Below are 16,258 nucleotides of genomic sequence, written 5' to 3' on the forward strand. Positions count from 1 at the left end.
CCAAATAAACAATGGATAGAAGACAAAGATACGGCCGGAAGAGGTCGCTTGACAAGGCCAACGGGCAGACCTGCTGAAATAATCCTCCCTGTGAATCAGGTCACACCTTAAAGGGTCGTCTGATTTTTTTAGGATAAATCGGAACTTGTTCGCCGAGAAAATTGTAATTTTGCAACCAAGTTGCAGAAAGCTATGAAATCGATCGTATATGCATCCACTTCCGTACTCACGGTGATTGCTCACTGGCTGTGCTGTCTGTTGCCTTTGCTGGCAGCAGTACTGGGCCTGAGCGGTTCTTCGTCGGTACTGAGTTGGGTATTGGATTACCGCTGGTACTTAGTTGGTTTTCAGGTACTCTTAATGAGTTGGTCTTTTTATCATTTATACGTACAGCATCAGCCTAGTCCGCGTTTACGTTACGAACGGGCGATTTTCTGGTTCTTATTAGTGTTCTCGGTAGTGGCCTGGAGCATTCCGCACGAATGGCTGATGTCCAATGACCAGAAAATGGCGACGGCTCAGGTACAACGGGTGTTCAACGCCCGGAAAGTAACACTGGCCCTGTCGGACGATACGACGCCACAAATGCTGGAAAAAAGTCTGGAAAATGTGGATGGGGTCCTGCAGTTGAAGCCCGTACAGGCGGGAGTGATTTCCTTACGTTACGATTTTCGAAAAATCAATAAAGACCAGTTGCTGCAGGACCTTCGTAATCAGGGCCTGGAACTGACGGAAGTCAGCTACCAGTAACGAATGGTTTTCTCCTGCTTTTGTCCTAATCTTGCGAAGTCTAATTAATCCCTGCTATGATCAAACGTTTTCTCCCTCTGTCGGCTCTGCTCGTCGGTTTGCTGCTGTTTTCCTGTCAGGAAAAGGAAAATCCCCAGCTGAAAGAAGCGGCAGCTATTCACAACGAAGCTCATGAAATCATGGAAAGTATTGAGCCCGAAGTAGAATCACTGGATAGCCTGCAATCCGCTCTGGCCAACAAACAGATCGCCGCGAAAGACACGGCAGCCTTTGCTTCGGCTGTAGCCGCTCTGGATAAAGTAAAAACGGACTTCAAAGCCTGGGAAGAAAACCTGGTGACGGTTCCGGGCATGGAACATAAGCACGAGCATGAACACGAAGGCCATGGCGAAGGGGAACACCATCACCACCACGAGCATAAAAAAGCTCCCGATGTAACGCCCGAGCAACACGTCGAAATTCAGAAAGAAATCAAGAAAAATATCGAGCAGATTCAAACCGAACTGAAAGCCGCTAAAACGCAGGCTGAAGCTCTGTTGAAGTAATAAACAAGGTCAGAATTTAGGAAAGACGCTGGTGAAACGAACTCGTTTGATCAGCGTCTTTTGCGTATGATCGTATATTCGCTTTTTGACTAGTGAAAAACACGCATTGATGGACGAACTTTTCATGCAACGGGCTCTGGAACTGGCCCAGCTAGGACAGGGTACCGTGGCACCGAACCCCATGGTCGGTTGTGTGATTGTGCACGAAAACCGGATTATCGGTGAAGGCTGGCACCGACAGTATGGACAGGCTCACGCGGAAGTCAATGCTCTGAACGACGTTACCGAACGGGACTTACTCCCGCAAGCGACCGTATATGTAACGCTCGAACCTTGTTCACACTACGGCAAAACGCCGCCCTGTGCCGATCGGCTTGTCAGTGAAGGCGTGCGACGGGTAGTGATTTGTAACGATGATCCGAATCCGCTGGTGGCGGGTCGGGGTATCCGGAAATTACGGGAAGCGGGTATTGAGGTCGAAACGGGGGTTTTAGCCGCTGAGGGTCGTCGCATTAATCGCCGTTTCTTCACGTATTTTGAAAAGAACCGCCCCTTTTTAATCCTGAAATGGGCGGAAACGGCGGACGGCTATCTGGCCGGACGCGAAGGCCAGCCGATCCAGATTTCCAATGCCGTTTCCCGGCGACTGTTGCACAAATGGCGGACAGAAGAAGACGCTTTTCTGGTTGGAACACGTACCCTTCAGGCCGATAATCCGCAATTGAATGCTCGCCTCTGGCCGGGTCGCAATCCCGTTCGGATTGGTCTGGATCGGACATTGAGCCTACCGGATACCTTTCATTTTCTGGATGATTCGCAGGTAACGCTGGTGTATAATCAACGCGAAACTCGCCAGACGGAACGTACGCGGTGGGTGATACCAGATTCCTGGGATTTGCTCACTCTGATCCAGGATTTACGGCAGCGGTCCATTCAAAGTGTGGTGATCGAGGGCGGCCCTACCCTGTTGCAATCCTTCATCGAACAGAATCTGTGGGATGAAATTCGGATTTTCCGCAGTTCGGTTCGTCTCGGCTCCGGTCTGGCCGCCCCGGATTTCTGCGGTACCCTGCTTCAGAAAGATCGTCTGTTGACGGACGAACTCAGTATATGGGCACCGCTGTAAGTTATTCATTCCAGATTTCCCAGGACTTCTCAGCCTGTAATTCCAGCATGCGGTATCCGTTGTGCGTGGCAGCTCCGTGTTCAGCTCCGCGTTTCATAAAGAGCGTTTCTTCGGGATTATAGACCAGATCGTACAGCAGGTTCTGTTCGGTCAGTGACGCGTACGGCAGGTCCGGACAGGCGTCGACGTTCGGGTACGTGCCCAGCGGCGTGGCGTTAATGAGGAGCGAATACTCAGCCAGTACATCCGCGTTCAAATCCGAGTAATTCAGAAACGCATCGGACTCTTTCCTGGATACCGTTTTGTACGTAATGCCCAGATCCTCCAGAGCGATACGAACGGCTTTGGTGGCTCCGCCATCCCCCAGAATCAGGGCTTTTTTCGGTTGCAATTGTTGAAAAGGCTCCCAGCGTTCAAGCGACCAGCGAAAGCCCCAGTAATCGGAATTATAGCCTTTCAGCGTACCATCGGATTGTACTTTAATGACATTGACAGCACCGATTCGTTCGGCCAGCGGGTCCAGTTCGGTCAGGAAGGGCAGTACGGCTTTTTTGTGCGGAATGGTTACATTCAGCCCTTTTAGTTCCGGCCACTGAGCTACTAAAGCCGGTAATTCGTTCGCTTCGGGTAATTCAAATAGTTCGTAAACGTGTGTTTCGGCTAGCCCTTCCCGTTGAAATTTCTCGGTGAAATAACGTTTGGAGAAGGAGTGTCCGAGCGGAAAGCCGATGAGGGCGTAGAGGTTCATAGGGTATCAGTAAAAAAGCGTAAAGAATCGTAATGGCTTTGACACCTCTACTAATTCTTTACGCTTTGCTTTTGAAAAGGTTTTATACCGTTTTCTTCGTCATAAATTTCTCTTTCAGAATTCCCCAAATGATAGGTAATACCGAAAGACCGATGATTCCGAAAACAACAATCTCGAAATTCTTCTTCACAAATTCCAGGTTACCAAAGAAGTAGCCCAGTAGTGAAATACTCGTTACCCAAAGTACGGCTCCCGCTACGCAGAAGAAAATGTACCGTCCGTAAGTCATACTACCGGCTCCAGCAACGAAGGGAGCAATCGTCCGAACGATCGGTACGAAACGGGCGATAATCACCGTTTGTCCACCGTATTTAGCGTAGTATTCTTCGGTTTTGTACAGGTATTCGCGTTTGAAAAACAGAATACGTTCCCTCGATCGAATAAAATTGGAGAAGTACTTGCCAACAAAATAATTGAGGTTGTCGCCCATCAAAGCCGCCACAATCAACAGGGGAATGATTACCCCTACTGAAAGCTCATTGGTATCGCGGGCCGCCAGTGCTCCAGCCGCAAATAGCAGCGAATCGCCGGGCAACAGAGGCATGACAATGAAGCCAGTTTCCACGAAAACGATCAGAAAAAGAATGCCGTAGGTCAGCAATCCGTACTCATTTACCCACACGTCCAGGTAACGATCCAGGTGCATGAGGAAATCCAACAATCCTTTAATAATTTCCATAAAAAGAAGAGACAGATAGAATTTGGGTGGGAAGTTAACAGTCTTTTTCCATATTCAGAAAATGGGAGAAGGTATCACCCCGGAGGCCTAAGCGGATGGTTTCCACCGAAATAACCTCATTGGGAGCAATGTTTCCGAGGTTCACGTTGGCTCCCAGGAGCTGTACGAACCATACCTGCTGAGCCTTTTGGGGAGCTTCCCAGATGATGTGCTCGGCGGGAACCTGCGTGAGAATTTCTTCGACCAGGCCTTGACGGACCTCTCCGGAAGAGCGGAATAAACCGACATTACCCCCTTCACGGGCTTCACCGATTACTTTCCAGGCACCAGCCGCCAGTTCCGCGTTCATGAGTTGAATCCACTTATACGGCGGAATGATCTTCGCTTCATCCTTCGATCCTACTTCCGAAAGTACGGTTACCTGTTTCGATAAGGTACTGATGTACTGTAGTTTCTCATCCTGAGGCATATCAATGGAGCCGTCAGAGACTTCCGCGTGCGTCAAGCCGAATTCGTCGATTACGCGTCTGTAATCATCAAACTGACCGCGAATAACGAACGCTTCAAAAAGAGTACCGCCGAAGTAAACCGGAATACCAGCTTCCTTGTAAACTTTCAATTTTTCTTTCAGCCTGGGCGTTACGAAAGACGTCGCCCATCCCAGCTTTACAATGTCTACATGATCGGCAGCAACATCCAGAAAATCTTCTGCTTGTCTGATACTTAGCCCTTTGTCCATAGCCATGGTTAATCCAGACTGCCGGGGCTTCTCGGTACGCTCGGGAATTTGATTTAAATGGTAATTCATACGGCAATGATTGCTTTCACGAGAAAGTGCAAAAGTAGCCTAGTCCAACCGTTAGACAAGGAATCCGGAATAAATCTCTGGTAATAGGGGGATTTCCGGGGGTCCGAGAAGGAAACGCCTCGGACTGCTCAAAGTTTAGAATTATTTTCCGTTTCGCGGCTCATTGTTTCCAAGATCGAATACATTGTTTAGCACAAAGCACTATAATATTCTATTAATCAGCCAGTTAATTTAAAGTCAATACGAGAAATTAAAAATCATTTCCGAACATGTTTTATTTACTAAACACTGTTCATTAAATTTACATCAAAATAAATTACATGGGTATACAGGAACGAAAAGAGCGGGAAAAACAGGAAATGCGGGAACTGATTCTGCAAACGGCCAGGCAGGTATTCATTGAAGAAGGGTATGAGAAAACGTCTATCCGTACCATTGCGGACCGGATTGAATACAGTCCCGCTACGATTTATCTATATTATAAGGATAAAGATCAGTTGCTATTTGCCATTCACGAATTGGGCTTCGACGCACTCCTCGCCTCCTTTCAAACCCTGCAGGAAATAGCTGACCCCTTGGAGCGATTCCGGCAACTGGGTCATCGATACGTGCAGTTTGCAATCAACAACCCAGAAATGTATGATCTGATGTTCATTTCCTACTCTCCCATGAACGCTCTGGAAAAAGCTCAGGAAGGAAGTACCTGGGATTGCGGGTATCAGTCTTTTCATACGCTTTGCTCCATCATCCAGGAGAACATGGATCAGGGGCTGCTTCGTACTAACGATTTATATGTTACCGCTTTATCGGTATGGTCGTTTGTACATGGACTGGCTTGCTTACACATTCGGAATCGACTCAAAGCTTTTCCGGAGCATTTAAATACGCAGCAACTCATGGACCAATCCCTTGATCTATTGATTACCTCGCTGAAAGTCTAAGTCAGTCTTAACTATTTCTCAACCGTTTTTCCCTTCAAGCCATGCAAACGATTCTTGCTCTGGCGGAGCCGTGGCTGTTCCGCTCGCCCAACACCTGCGTACCTACACTGACGAAATTCGACTGGTCAGCCGAACACCTCAGCGAGTCAACCCCAGCGATACCCTTTTCCCCGCCAATCTGCTTGATGCCGCTCAGGTAGATGCGGCGGTTGCAGGGTCTTCCATCGTTTATCTGACGGTGGGTTTACCCTATCGAACCAAACTTTGGCAGGAACACTGGCCAGTAGTCATGCAAAATGTCATTCAGGCCTGCCGCAAACACCAGGCCCGGCTGGTATTCCTGGACAACATCTACGCATTGGGATACGTGCAGGGAACCATGACCGAAGAGACACCCGTGAATCCCATCAGTAAAAAAGGGGAAATTCGGGCCCGAATCGCCCAGCAGTTGTTAGACGAAACCAAAGCCGGTAATGTCGAAGCCGTGATTGCCCGGGCTCCGGATTTCTACGGTCCCAACGTCAAGACCAGCGTGATAGACATTACCGTCATCCAGAATTTGAAAAAAGGAAAGAAAGCCCAGTGGCTGGTAAATAGTGAAGTAAAGCATTCTTTCATTTTTACACCCGATGCGGGGCACGCGATGGCTCTACTCGGTAACAATGCCGAAGCTTACGGGCAAATCTGGCACTTGCCGACGGCGGCTCCCGCCCTTACCGGAGCGGAATTTATCACAGCCTGTGCCCAGCAATTAGGAGTTTCTTCAAAATTTACCACGCTACCTAAATGGATGATTCAGATGGCGGGTCTCTTCGTTCCTGATTTGAAGGAAAGCATTGAAATGTTGTACCAATACGAACATACCTATCTGTTTGATAGCAGTAAGTTTGAGAAACACTTTGGTTTTCAGCCTACCACCTACAGCGAAGGCATCCGTCTAGCCACTCATGTTTAAACAGATTTTGAGCTTCTTGAACGGTTAATAATTACACAAGCGATTGGTTTCCAGTCGCTTTTCTTTTGCAATCCCTACTCAAAGTTCCTCAAATCGTTCCTCAATACTCCCCAGTTTTTTCTTTGGAATGTTCTTTTCTTCACTACAGCCAAACAGAAAATTCCAACCAACATTAAAAGCCATGAAAAAGAATATCATCGTACTCTCCGCGGCCCTGGCCGTTATCGGTATAAGTTCCTGTCAAAGTACTCGCTCTACTCCTGCTGGCGATAGCCGCACGGACTCTCTCTCCACGGCTTCTGTTCGGATGAACAACGCCAGCAATTCAAGTACGGTACCGGGTTCCAGCACGCCCGCTACGAACAACACAGGCATTGTAGAACAGGGCGGTATGGTTCCGAACAATTCCTATGCTCGTTCGGATAATCGGGACCGGACCAATCGAAACAATTCGGCGACGAACAATAATCAGACGAATATTTCGAATCAATCCGTGGTAAACCCCGGAGCGATGAGTAATGCGGCGAATCCATCAGCAACGGACCCAACGGTTACTTCCGGTACGGGTAATCCAGCGACCAGCTCAACGATGAGCAACGGTTCCAACAATTCACTCATGCGGGGCAATACGACGACCAATTCCACCAATACAACTACGAATACTGCCGGTGTACGGCCTGACATGAGCCGGGAAACGGGTGTATCGAAAGAATCAGCACCGACTGTCAATAGCTACCTGAGCAAATCTTCTCGTTCCGGAAATACTTCCGGTAAGGAGTTGCCAAACAATCCAGAAAATATGGTAGCTCCTCCCTCAGCGGATACCTCACAACGTACCCAGGCCATGACTACGCCCGGTCAGCGAAACGGTGTTAACGCGACGGAGTCAATGACGGCCACTTCGACGAATGTGGAAAAGGCAATGGCTAATCCCACCAGTGGTACCACAGGAATGAATTCCTCCAAAGATTTGATGAGTCAGGTGAATAAACACCTGGAAGCGGTAGATCAGGAGCTGAAAGCCTCTCCTTCAGCAGCCCGACGGACGGAATTAAACCAAAAACGCCAAAAATTAGTAGGAGCACTTAATAAATTACAGGAGGTAGAAACGACTCTGTCGCAAATGGACAAAAATTCGTCTATGCCTAAAAAATAATGATTCTTGCCGACACTTCAAGGACTTTCGTCGGCAGACTTAGTTCTGACGAAAGTCCTTGTTTAATTGAATTTTATCTAAATCCGTAGTGCTCGGCAAGTAAACTCCTTACAAAATTTTAGCAATACATTTATTAGTAAATAAAGAATTATACTTAAACATTACTCATTAATACATATATTTTATTTTGAATTGCTCATTATAATTGGAATAAAATATAACATTCAATGATATTTACTAAAAAATAGTATTTAACAAAATTTCTCTATTTTTGTAATGTTCAGGCGTCTAACGACGTCTGGATGTCTGGTTGGATTTGGGAGTAATCCCAATTCAATCCAAAACAGACAAAGGTTGAAGGTTGAACGTTATTGGGCAGTGGCTTTGCAACTGCCCAATTTTTTTAGTCAATTGTTGATAGTCTTTTTTACGTTCGCTTATGAAATCGTTGCTCATTATTAGTCATTTAGTACTCAATTTTATCCTTCCCGCCAAACAGGAACCCCTTGCCATTACTTTCACTAATGTTCGTAATACCCGGGCTCCTCTGGTTGTGGGCGTATTCCGTAAAAGTGACCCTTTCACGAAAGTGCCTTTCAAAAACTACAAACTTGAACCCAACGGCGGGTCCTCTCCGACCTTGTTCATTGACGATCTCCCGTACGGAGAATATGCAGTGGCCGTTTTTCAGGATGAAAACGGCGATGGGAAGCTCAATACTAATATTGTAGGCATTCCCAAAGAACCGTATTGCTTTTCCAATAACTATCGTCCGCGGGTGAAATCCCCCAAGTACGACCAGTGTAAGTTTGTGTATTCGCAGAAGAACAATCACATGTATCTTCAGCTTTTGTAGGCCTTGTCCGTAGCTTTTGCCGTACCTTCGTTTTATGAACTACTACGAACTAAAACTCTGCGTTTCGCCCGGGGTACACGACATCTTCGTGGCGGAACTGGCCGAAATTGGTTTCGAATCTTTTGTTGAAGAAGACACCTGTTTGCTCGGGTACATCCCGGAAACGGGTTTCAACGGGGATGCGTTGCAGCACATCATGCAACAGTACGAGTCCATCACTGGAACCGTCGATTACAGCATTAAATACCTGGAGAAAGAAAACTGGAACGCGGAATGGGAACGTAACTACCCCCCCATCGACGTAGAAGGTCGCGTACTAGTGCGGGCCAGTTTCCACGACATGGACGCTTCCAGTTACGAATACATCATTGAAATTAATCCCAAAATGTCCTTTGGTACGGGTCACCACGAAACGACCTGGATGATGCTGGCTCATCAACTGGAAATTGACCAAAGTGGCAAACAGGTACTGGATGTGGGATCGGGTACGGGCATCTTAGCCATTATGGCTGCTCTCCGCGGAGCCACCTACGTATCTGCCTTCGATATTGAAGACTGGGCGACGGAAAATGCCCTGGAAAACGTTCAGTTAAATCACCTGGAAGACGTCGTACATGTTCGCCAGGGCACCATTGAGGACGAACCCGCCGCCCAATATGACGTGGTACTGGCTAACATCAACCGGAACATTCTGCTTCGTGAAATTCCGACGTACGTCGAGTACATGACGCCCGTCGGAACGCTGGTCATCAGCGGTTTTTACGAACACGATCTGCCAGAAATCGAAGCTGTTGCACAATCCGTAGGTTTACAGCTGACTTCGCTGAAAACCAGAAATGGCTGGGCTGCGGCCCGTTTTACTCGCCAACTATAAGGCTATTCGCCTGCTAGCAGAAGCCTCAGCGTAGAGTTGAGGCTTTTTTTGTTGCGACTTTGGCGAAAAGCAGGCAGTTTCGCGTTTAAAGAAAAACGAATTGCCGGAACGTTTTCTGTTCCCTAAACGATACTTCTACCAACCCGCTACTAACTATTTCTTGTATGAGGTTTTTACTACTTTTTACACTCTTACTGACGTTCCAGTTATCGTACGCTCAGCAGGTTAAATTTTCGGATCAGCCGGATCAGTTTGTGCAGGATGTTCAAACGGCAACGGCCGCTTTTGGTCAGAAACAGGTGGGTACCGACTTCGCGACGGCCTGGACAGGATTCAACGCAGCCCAGCAGTCGCAGATCATCGCCATTACCCGGGCCATGTTTGCCAAAAACATGAAGCAACCGCCGTACCTGCTTCCCTGGTTTCAGGCTCTTCACGGTACGACACAACAGCAATTGGGCGGGGCAGAACTGAGTAACTTTCTGAGCGTAACGGAAAAAACCTTTAAGTCCAGCGATAGCAAAGCGTACCTGAATTATCTGAACTTTGTCCGGCTGTTCCTGACTTCGCGTCAGTTGTACGCTACGAACTTCCATAAACTTCCCACCACTGGAGGCTCCTTTAAATTCCGCTTCATTGATCAACCGCTGGATGTACGGACCGAGAAAACGACTTCACCCGCAACCACCCCAAAACCAGCGGATGAAGAACCCAAATCTACGGAACCTACCGACGACGGCTGGGGGAATGGTTGGGACGATTCGGGCTGGGATACGCCCGTTTCAGCGACCAATGAACCCGTAAAAGCTCTGCCTCAGCCAAAGTTACTGGCGGCGGGTCCCCTGCTTGATTTACAGGGCGTATCAGTAGCCATTGTTACGGCTCAGGATTCTTTTGTGGTAGATCAGGCGACTTTGACCCTGGGTATCAGGGAAGGTTTGCTGTACGGACAGGCGGGTAAATACACCTGGCCGATGGGTGATCTGAAACAGGCCAGCGTGGATTTGAAGTCGTACAAGATGCTGCTCAAGACGCCGCGAATTTTAGCCGATGAAGCCGTACTAACCTACGGCGAACGGCTGAAAGAGCCCGTACCCGGAACCTTCCGGTTTGAAAGCCGGAAACGTGCTCCCAATGCGGTAATTACCCAACCACAGTTTGAGTCCGCTACGGCAGACGTGGAACTGAAGAACCTGGGCAAAGACGTCGAGTACCGGGGTGGTTTTGCTCTGATTGGAACAAAAGTGTACGGAGCGGCTGCTAATGGTCACCGGGCTACGCTGACCGTTAAACAGAATGACAAAATTGCTTTTCGGGCCCAAAGCAAGGGTTTTGAATTAAGTGACTCCCTGATTTATAGTCCGAATGCCCAGTTCAGCGGCTATTTTCCCACGGGCGACTCCCTCACCCACCCGGCCCTGCGACTTACGTACAATGCCCAGACCAAGAACCTGCGGCTGGCTCGCCTCGAACGCGGCGGGTATCGCAGTGCTTCGTTCAGTGATAGCTACCACGGCTTTGCCATTCGGGCGGACGCGGCCAAGTGGAGCTTACCGAGTCAGCACCTGGAGTTTGACATCATTGGTGGCCAAACCGCCGTACCGGCCCGTTTCGAGTCCGTGGATTATTATGAGTCGACGCAGTATGACCGCCTGACCAGTCCGCAGGGATTTCACCCGGTGACGCTACTCGCGAACTGTCTCAAGCAGAAAGGCGTATCGACCATTACGGTGGACGAACTGGCGGCTCATTATCGCCGCGAGGGTAAACTCATGCGGGACGCGTTGATTCTACCCATCGAACAGGGCTTCATTGATTACAACCCCGATACCGATCAGGTAAAACTCAGCTCCAAAGGTCTGCATTACTTACAGGTAGCTCTGGCGAAAAAGGATTTTGACAACTTGGCGATTCTTTCCACCCAGGCCGGTTCAGATCGGGATAGTCTGGCCAATGCTTCCATCAACTTTAAAGATAACTACCTGACCATTCGCGGTGTAGCTCCGTTTAAAGTCAGCGATTCGCTCAAAATCTATATTCGCCCTTCGGATAAAGTGGTACGGGTCGGCAAAAACCGTTCGTTTGTTTTCAATGGCGAAATGAAGCTTGATAACTTCCGCTTCAAAGGCCGCGACCTGAATTTCAATTACGAGCAGTTTTACGTGAATCTCGATAAACTCGACACGGTAACCTTCATTCCCCAGCAGATGAAAGGGAAGAAAAACTCGAAGGAAATCGGTCAGGATTTGAAGTACGGCTCCGGCAAATTATACCTGGGTAAACCGAATAATAAATCTGGGAAGAAGCCCAGTGTACCACGACTCGTTGTACAGGATGGCGTCAATATTTACTTCGATGATACGACGCGGCTGGCAGGTGCGTACAACCGCAAGGTATACTTCAAGATCCCGAAAATTGATCAGGACAGTCTAACCAGTAAGGACATTGAGTTTGCGGGAACATTTTACTCGGATGGCGTACTCCCCCCCATCCAGACCAAGCTCGTTACCATGCCCGATAACTCGCTGGGCTTTACCCACAAGGTTCCCGAAGCTGGATTGAAGCTGTACGAAGGCAAGGGAAATCTGAAAGTAACGGGTACGCTAACCATGGATAACGAAGGCTTACGGGCCGATGGCGTGCTGACTACATTGACTACTTCTCTGGAAGCTAAAAACCTGGTGCTGACGCCGGATTCCGTCATCAGTACGGGCGGTACTTCGGGCCGGATTAAGGAAGGCATGGTAGGTAAAACCTATTTCCCCGAAGTAGCTCTGAAATCCTATGAGGTGAAATGGTTGCCGAAGCAGGATAGTCTGATTATCAAAGACAAAGAAAGTTCATTGGACTTTTACAAGGGCACCTCGCACCTGACGGGCAGTTTGCTGGTCCGATCAACCGGCCTGTACGGAGAGGGCGTTATGAAACGGAAAGACTCCGAAATCAGCTCCGAATCCTTCTCCTTCAAGAAAGATCAGTTCGTCGCCGAACGGGCTCAGATTCAGGTAGGTACGGCTGAAAAACCGGCTTTGTTAGGGCGTGCAGTAGATGTTACGTTCAATACGGTGGCTCAAAATGCGGTGATTCAAACCCCAAAAAACGCGACGCTGGAAGATTCTTCGAGTCTGTACTTCCCTTACGCGGCCTATACGACCACGATCAACCGGGCGGACTGGGACATTGCCAAGAAAACGATTTCCATGAAGGGTAATGTCAAGACGTCTATGTTCATTTCCACGAATCCGACGCAGGAAGGGCTGGCTTTTAATGGAGCGGAGGCCTTGTACGAAATGGACAAAATGACGCTGAATATCAAAGGCGTACCGTACATCAAGTCAGCGGATGCCAAGATTATTCCGGCGAACGGCCTGGTTTCGATCAAACAGGATGCGGAGATCTTACCGCTCAAAAAGGCTCGCGTCATTGCGGATACGGTCAATGAGTTTCACCATCTGTCCGACGGAACGATTCAGATTTTATCGGCCAAGAAATTCGAAGGAAATGCTACCTATCAGTACATTCGCTCCAAAGGCGATACGACAAATCTGAAGATGGATGCGTTTGAATTCCGGGAGATTGCGAATACCTCCGCCGTAGCATCGAAATCCAGTCGGCGTAACAAAACGGAAACGGTTTCCAATGTGAGTTATGGTACCGTGGCCAAATCAGGGATCAGCGAAGAAAATCGCTTTTTGCTCACGCCCCGTTTGTTGTATAAAGGTGACATTACGATGGTAGCGGCGGATCCGGGACTCAAGTTCAAGGGAGCGATTCAAACCAACCTGAAAAGCAAAATTGCCGAACCCGCCTGGATTCCCTTCGAAGGTAGTAACGGCGATAGTTTAAGTCTGCACGTAGATGGACTGAAGGGTGAAGACGGCTCAACGCCGCTCTATACCGGTTTGCATTTCGGTGGCGAGGGGCTGTATCTGACCTTCCTGTCGCCCAAGTACAATGCTCAGGATACGGACATTTTCACGGCCAGCGGCAGCCTGCGGGACGATGCCAAGACCAATCAGCTCACCATCGCCAGCGATGCCCGGGCTAACGACGAAACGCTGGAAGGAAAAAAATACGTACTGGATGACTCCAAGAAAGTGATCACGTTTGAAGGACCGATGACGCTGTTTTCGCCTGCCACTACAGTACAAGCGGCGGGATTCGCCCGACTCGTTCCCGATTCGGCCAAGTATCTGTTCAATACAATGCTGGTCTTCAACACCAGTATTCCCGCTCCTGTCATGGCGGTTGCCGCGGATAAAATTGTGAAGACGAATCTGGATGAAAAAATTAGCGAAGAGGCTGCCGAAGGAGACTTTGATCGCCTGTTACTGAAAATTGCGAACATTGCCGGTGGCAAAGTGGCCGAGCAATTCAGCCAGAAATCGACCAATGGAGCCAGCGTCGCCTTACCTACGGTTTCGCCCAAATTTGCGGCAACGGCAGTACTTTCCAACCTGAGCTTGCGGTATAATCCCGAGAATCAGGCTTTCTATAGTGTAGGGCGAATTGGCGTGGCGAATGTGGGTGCAACGGATATCAATGCCCAGTTTGATGGAGCCGTAGAAATTCGTAAAAATCCGACGGGCATTGATGACTTGTTCCTGTATCTGGAACTTAACCCTGACGTGTGGTACTACTTTGCTTCGGTTCAGGGTACGACGGAAGTCTTCAGCTCCGATCAGGATTTCAACGCTCAGCTTCAGGCCAAAACCGGTAAGGATAACAAAATTCTCCTGGTTTCCGAAGAAGACAAAAACAACTTCGTCGATCGCTTTAGTACGATGTATCGGGCCGGTTCTTCCAACAAACCCCGTGCTCCCCGCCCCCGCCCGGTAGTAGCTCAGAAGAAAACGGAAGCGGAACCAGCGAAAGAAGAAACGGTAGGTACCGAGGAAACGGCCGCTACGGAGCAGGTGGAAGAGAAAGTAGCAGCTACCAAGGCGAAACCTTCGAAGAAATCGAAGAAAAAGACCCAGGAACCGGTAGTGGAAGAAACCTTCCCGGCGGAAGAAGTTAGGGATGAAGAAACCGTAGTGGAAGAAACCGCGAAGTCCGCGAAGAAACCTAAGAAAAAAGCTCAGGAAGCAGTCATCGAAGAAACGACCGCCATGCCTGGCGACTCGGTAGCAACCGATAGCACGGATCTGAAAAAAGTGAAAGACAAAAAAGCACTTGTACAGGCTCCGGCCAGGAAAACGACCCTTTCTGATTCGACCAAGACGAAGAAAATCACGTCGCTTTCCGAAACGCAGGAAGCTGCTCCGGTGAAAAAGCCCGCCGAAAAGAAAACTGGGTTTTAATCCATACAGTAGCTCACACAAAAGGCCGGGACTTCCCGGCCTTTTTCATTGACGTACGTTGAATTACAATCGTCCCTGCGGTACATGCCCCTGCTTCAGAGCCTGTACCTGTAGGACTGTGAAAGGAGCCTCCAGCAATTCAACGGATTCCTGATAACACCGGAAAAAATCGGCAATGAATTGCAGCCGTTCGGGAAGATTAGCCCAGTCGAGAGCCCCACTTTCGCGTACACTGTCCAGTGTTGGATCGATCTGGGCTAACAAAATCCGTAACCGTTCGTTGGAAAGGCTACGCAGGTTTTCAGGGAAAAGGCTGGTTAAATCCTGACCCAGCCGCAAACGTACGTTCGGCGGCACCGTCAGGGTAAGCAGGTGACTGGTAATCAGCAAGCGGATTTGTCCAACCACCCGTTGCATTACATCGTCGAGGGTTTGTTCGAATGCGGCTTTACGGCCCAGCATTTTCTGGACTAGCATGCGGAGATAGCTAATTAAGCTTCCCGCCGGAAAAAGAATTTCCCGGATGCGTTGCTTTACACGTTCGGTATCCAGCAGCAATACAGATTCAAGCGAGGCCTGAATTTCGGGCTGCAAACGGGTTTGCTCATGAAAACCAATTTCCAGATTCGCCAGCAATTGCAGTTCAGCCTTTTTCCGAAGATCGGTTTCAAAAAAAGATTCGTAGTAATGCGTAAACGCCTGCTGCAAGTACCGCTGCCCTTCGGGTGGAAGACCAGCTCGCAAATTCTGACAGAATCTCTCAATGGATTCCGGCGTGTAGATCAGGTCATTCAAGCAAGTGCTTTCAAAACGAGCAAACTCGTACCCGATTTCTTCAAAAACCTTCTGATTACCGCGGGCTACGGCCTCACTGGATCGCTCAATACTTTGAGTAATGAATTTTTTCCAGAGTAGGTGCTCCAGCTCCTCGGTTTTGATATGGGCACCCATCTCTTTCAGTAAAGAGGTGAGCAGAGCTAAGGCCGAGTCATTGCGTAAGCGAGCGGACAATTCCGCTTCCAGGGTACGTTTCAAATCTTCTTTGCGAATGGTCTGTCCGGCCTGCCTGGAAGCCCAGGTAGCAAAGGTACACCAGTTGGCCAGCGGCCCGGTGCGTTCCAGAAAAGCAGCAGAAAGTTCGTAATAGCACTGCGTGATTTGCAGGTTTCGAAGTACAGGATCGCCTTCGCCAGCAATGATTTCTACTTCATCAGGGGTGGGTAAATTCATGACTGTACGCATGATAAATCGGTTGAGGTATTGGGGTCTATTCCGAAGAACGTGTCGAAAAGTACAAAAAGAAACTGGATTGATTTTGCAGCGTTATGCTTTTTTACACACTGACAGTCAAAGCTTTGCCTGAAACGGCACCATCGCCTAATTTTTCGGAAAGCCCGTTTCATCTGGAGTTTTTTTAGGCAAATCCAAATGCTCAGTCGTAGAAGCAGGGCATCACG

The 16,258-nt window shown here is 48.8% G+C and carries 13 protein-coding genes; 9 read left to right on the forward strand and 4 right to left on the reverse strand.

Going from position 1 to position 16,258, the window contains the following annotated elements:
• The first annotated feature begins 192 nt into the window (after window positions 1–192).
• The 3 genes from BWI93_RS16590 to ribD all read left to right on the forward strand — a co-directional run bounded on the left by BWI93_RS16590 (window position 193) and on the right by ribD (window position 2,421).
• Window positions 193–750: a hypothetical protein gene (locus tag BWI93_RS16590; protein WP_094813265.1), complete on the forward strand. Its 558-nt coding sequence runs from the start codon at window positions 193–195 to the stop codon at window positions 748–750.
• A gap of 56 nt (window positions 751–806) precedes the next feature.
• Window positions 807–1,295, forward strand: a complete 489-nt coding sequence (locus BWI93_RS16595; protein WP_094813267.1) for a hypothetical protein — start codon at window positions 807–809, stop codon at window positions 1,293–1,295.
• A gap of 109 nt (window positions 1,296–1,404) precedes the next feature.
• Window positions 1,405–2,421, forward strand: coding sequence for a bifunctional diaminohydroxyphosphoribosylaminopyrimidine deaminase/5-amino-6-(5-phosphoribosylamino)uracil reductase RibD (gene ribD, locus BWI93_RS16600; RefSeq protein WP_094813269.1), 1,017 nt, complete (start codon window positions 1,405–1,407; stop codon window positions 2,419–2,421).
• Window position 2,422: 1 nt separating this feature from the next.
• Here ribD and BWI93_RS16605 read toward each other — a convergent pair whose 3' ends face one another.
• The 3 genes from BWI93_RS16605 to BWI93_RS16615 all read right to left on the reverse strand — a co-directional run bounded on the left by BWI93_RS16605 (window position 2,423) and on the right by BWI93_RS16615 (window position 4,716).
• Window positions 2,423–3,169: a shikimate dehydrogenase gene (locus BWI93_RS16605; RefSeq protein WP_094813271.1), complete on the reverse strand. Its 747-nt coding sequence runs from the start codon at window positions 3,167–3,169 to the stop codon at window positions 2,423–2,425.
• 82 nt (window positions 3,170–3,251) lie between these two features.
• A complete protein-coding gene (locus BWI93_RS16610) occupies window positions 3,252–3,908 on the reverse strand; it encodes a VTT domain-containing protein (protein WP_094813273.1) in 657 nt (218 codons plus the stop codon).
• A 34-nt stretch (window positions 3,909–3,942) separates the two neighbouring features.
• Window positions 3,943–4,716, reverse strand: coding sequence for a phosphosulfolactate synthase (locus tag BWI93_RS16615; RefSeq protein WP_094813275.1), 774 nt, complete (start codon window positions 4,714–4,716; stop codon window positions 3,943–3,945).
• A 320-nt stretch (window positions 4,717–5,036) separates the two neighbouring features.
• Here BWI93_RS16615 and BWI93_RS16620 point away from each other — a divergent pair, with 320 nt between their 5' ends.
• The 6 genes from BWI93_RS16620 (at window position 5,037) to BWI93_RS16645 (ending at window position 14,801) form a co-directional block, all read left to right on the forward strand.
• Window positions 5,037–5,657, forward strand: coding sequence for a TetR/AcrR family transcriptional regulator (locus BWI93_RS16620; RefSeq protein WP_094813277.1), 621 nt, complete (start codon window positions 5,037–5,039; stop codon window positions 5,655–5,657).
• A gap of 70 nt (window positions 5,658–5,727) precedes the next feature.
• Entirely contained in the window at window positions 5,728–6,612 is an 885-nt protein-coding gene (locus BWI93_RS16625; RefSeq protein WP_255157920.1) for an NAD-dependent epimerase/dehydratase family protein, read from the forward strand.
• Window positions 6,613–6,793: 181 nt separating this feature from the next.
• Window positions 6,794–7,768, forward strand: coding sequence for a hypothetical protein (locus BWI93_RS16630; RefSeq protein WP_094813279.1), 975 nt, complete (start codon window positions 6,794–6,796; stop codon window positions 7,766–7,768).
• A gap of 439 nt (window positions 7,769–8,207) precedes the next feature.
• On the forward strand, window positions 8,208–8,624 hold the full coding sequence (locus tag BWI93_RS16635; protein WP_094813280.1) for a DUF2141 domain-containing protein: 417 nt from the start codon (window positions 8,208–8,210) through the stop codon (window positions 8,622–8,624).
• 34 nt (window positions 8,625–8,658) lie between these two features.
• Window positions 8,659–9,498: a 50S ribosomal protein L11 methyltransferase gene (prmA, locus tag BWI93_RS16640; RefSeq protein WP_094813283.1), complete on the forward strand. Its 840-nt coding sequence runs from the start codon at window positions 8,659–8,661 to the stop codon at window positions 9,496–9,498.
• A gap of 164 nt (window positions 9,499–9,662) precedes the next feature.
• Window positions 9,663–14,801 (forward strand): hypothetical protein, encoded by a 5,139-nt coding sequence (locus tag BWI93_RS16645; protein WP_094813285.1) that lies wholly within the window; start codon window positions 9,663–9,665, stop codon window positions 14,799–14,801.
• A 63-nt stretch (window positions 14,802–14,864) separates the two neighbouring features.
• On the opposite strand, the gene BWI93_RS16650 is transcribed toward BWI93_RS16645, so the two are convergent.
• Window positions 14,865–16,043, reverse strand: coding sequence for a hypothetical protein (locus BWI93_RS16650; protein ID WP_141217489.1), 1,179 nt, complete (start codon window positions 16,041–16,043; stop codon window positions 14,865–14,867).
• Between the last annotated feature and the right edge of the window lie 215 nt (window positions 16,044–16,258).

Source organism: Siphonobacter sp. BAB-5385, from assembly GCF_002261125.1.
In the GTDB taxonomy this organism is placed as follows: Bacteria; Bacteroidota; Bacteroidia; order Cytophagales; family Spirosomataceae; genus Siphonobacter.

Coding starts and splice junctions, on each gene's coding strand:
- BWI93_RS16590 (WP_094813265.1), top strand. CDS start 193: ATGAAATCGATCGTATATGCATCCACTTCCGTACTCACGGTGATTGCT.
- BWI93_RS16595 (WP_094813267.1), top strand. CDS start 807: ATGATCAAACGTTTTCTCCCTCTGTCGGCTCTGCTCGTCGGTTTGCTG.
- ribD (WP_094813269.1), top strand. CDS start 1,405: ATGGACGAACTTTTCATGCAACGGGCTCTGGAACTGGCCCAGCTAGGA.
- BWI93_RS16605 (WP_094813271.1), bottom strand. CDS start 3,169: ATGAACCTCTACGCCCTCATCGGCTTTCCGCTCGGACACTCCTTCTCC.
- BWI93_RS16610 (WP_094813273.1), bottom strand. CDS start 3,908: ATGGAAATTATTAAAGGATTGTTGGATTTCCTCATGCACCTGGATCGT.
- BWI93_RS16615 (WP_094813275.1), bottom strand. CDS start 4,716: ATGAATTACCATTTAAATCAAATTCCCGAGCGTACCGAGAAGCCCCGG.
- BWI93_RS16620 (WP_094813277.1), top strand. CDS start 5,037: ATGGGTATACAGGAACGAAAAGAGCGGGAAAAACAGGAAATGCGGGAA.
- BWI93_RS16630 (WP_094813279.1), top strand. CDS start 6,794: ATGAAAAAGAATATCATCGTACTCTCCGCGGCCCTGGCCGTTATCGGT.
- BWI93_RS16635 (WP_094813280.1), top strand. CDS start 8,208: ATGAAATCGTTGCTCATTATTAGTCATTTAGTACTCAATTTTATCCTT.
- prmA (WP_094813283.1), top strand. CDS start 8,659: ATGAACTACTACGAACTAAAACTCTGCGTTTCGCCCGGGGTACACGAC.
- BWI93_RS16645 (WP_094813285.1), top strand. CDS start 9,663: ATGAGGTTTTTACTACTTTTTACACTCTTACTGACGTTCCAGTTATCG.
- BWI93_RS16650 (WP_141217489.1), bottom strand. CDS start 16,043: ATGCGTACAGTCATGAATTTACCCACCCCTGATGAAGTAGAAATCATT.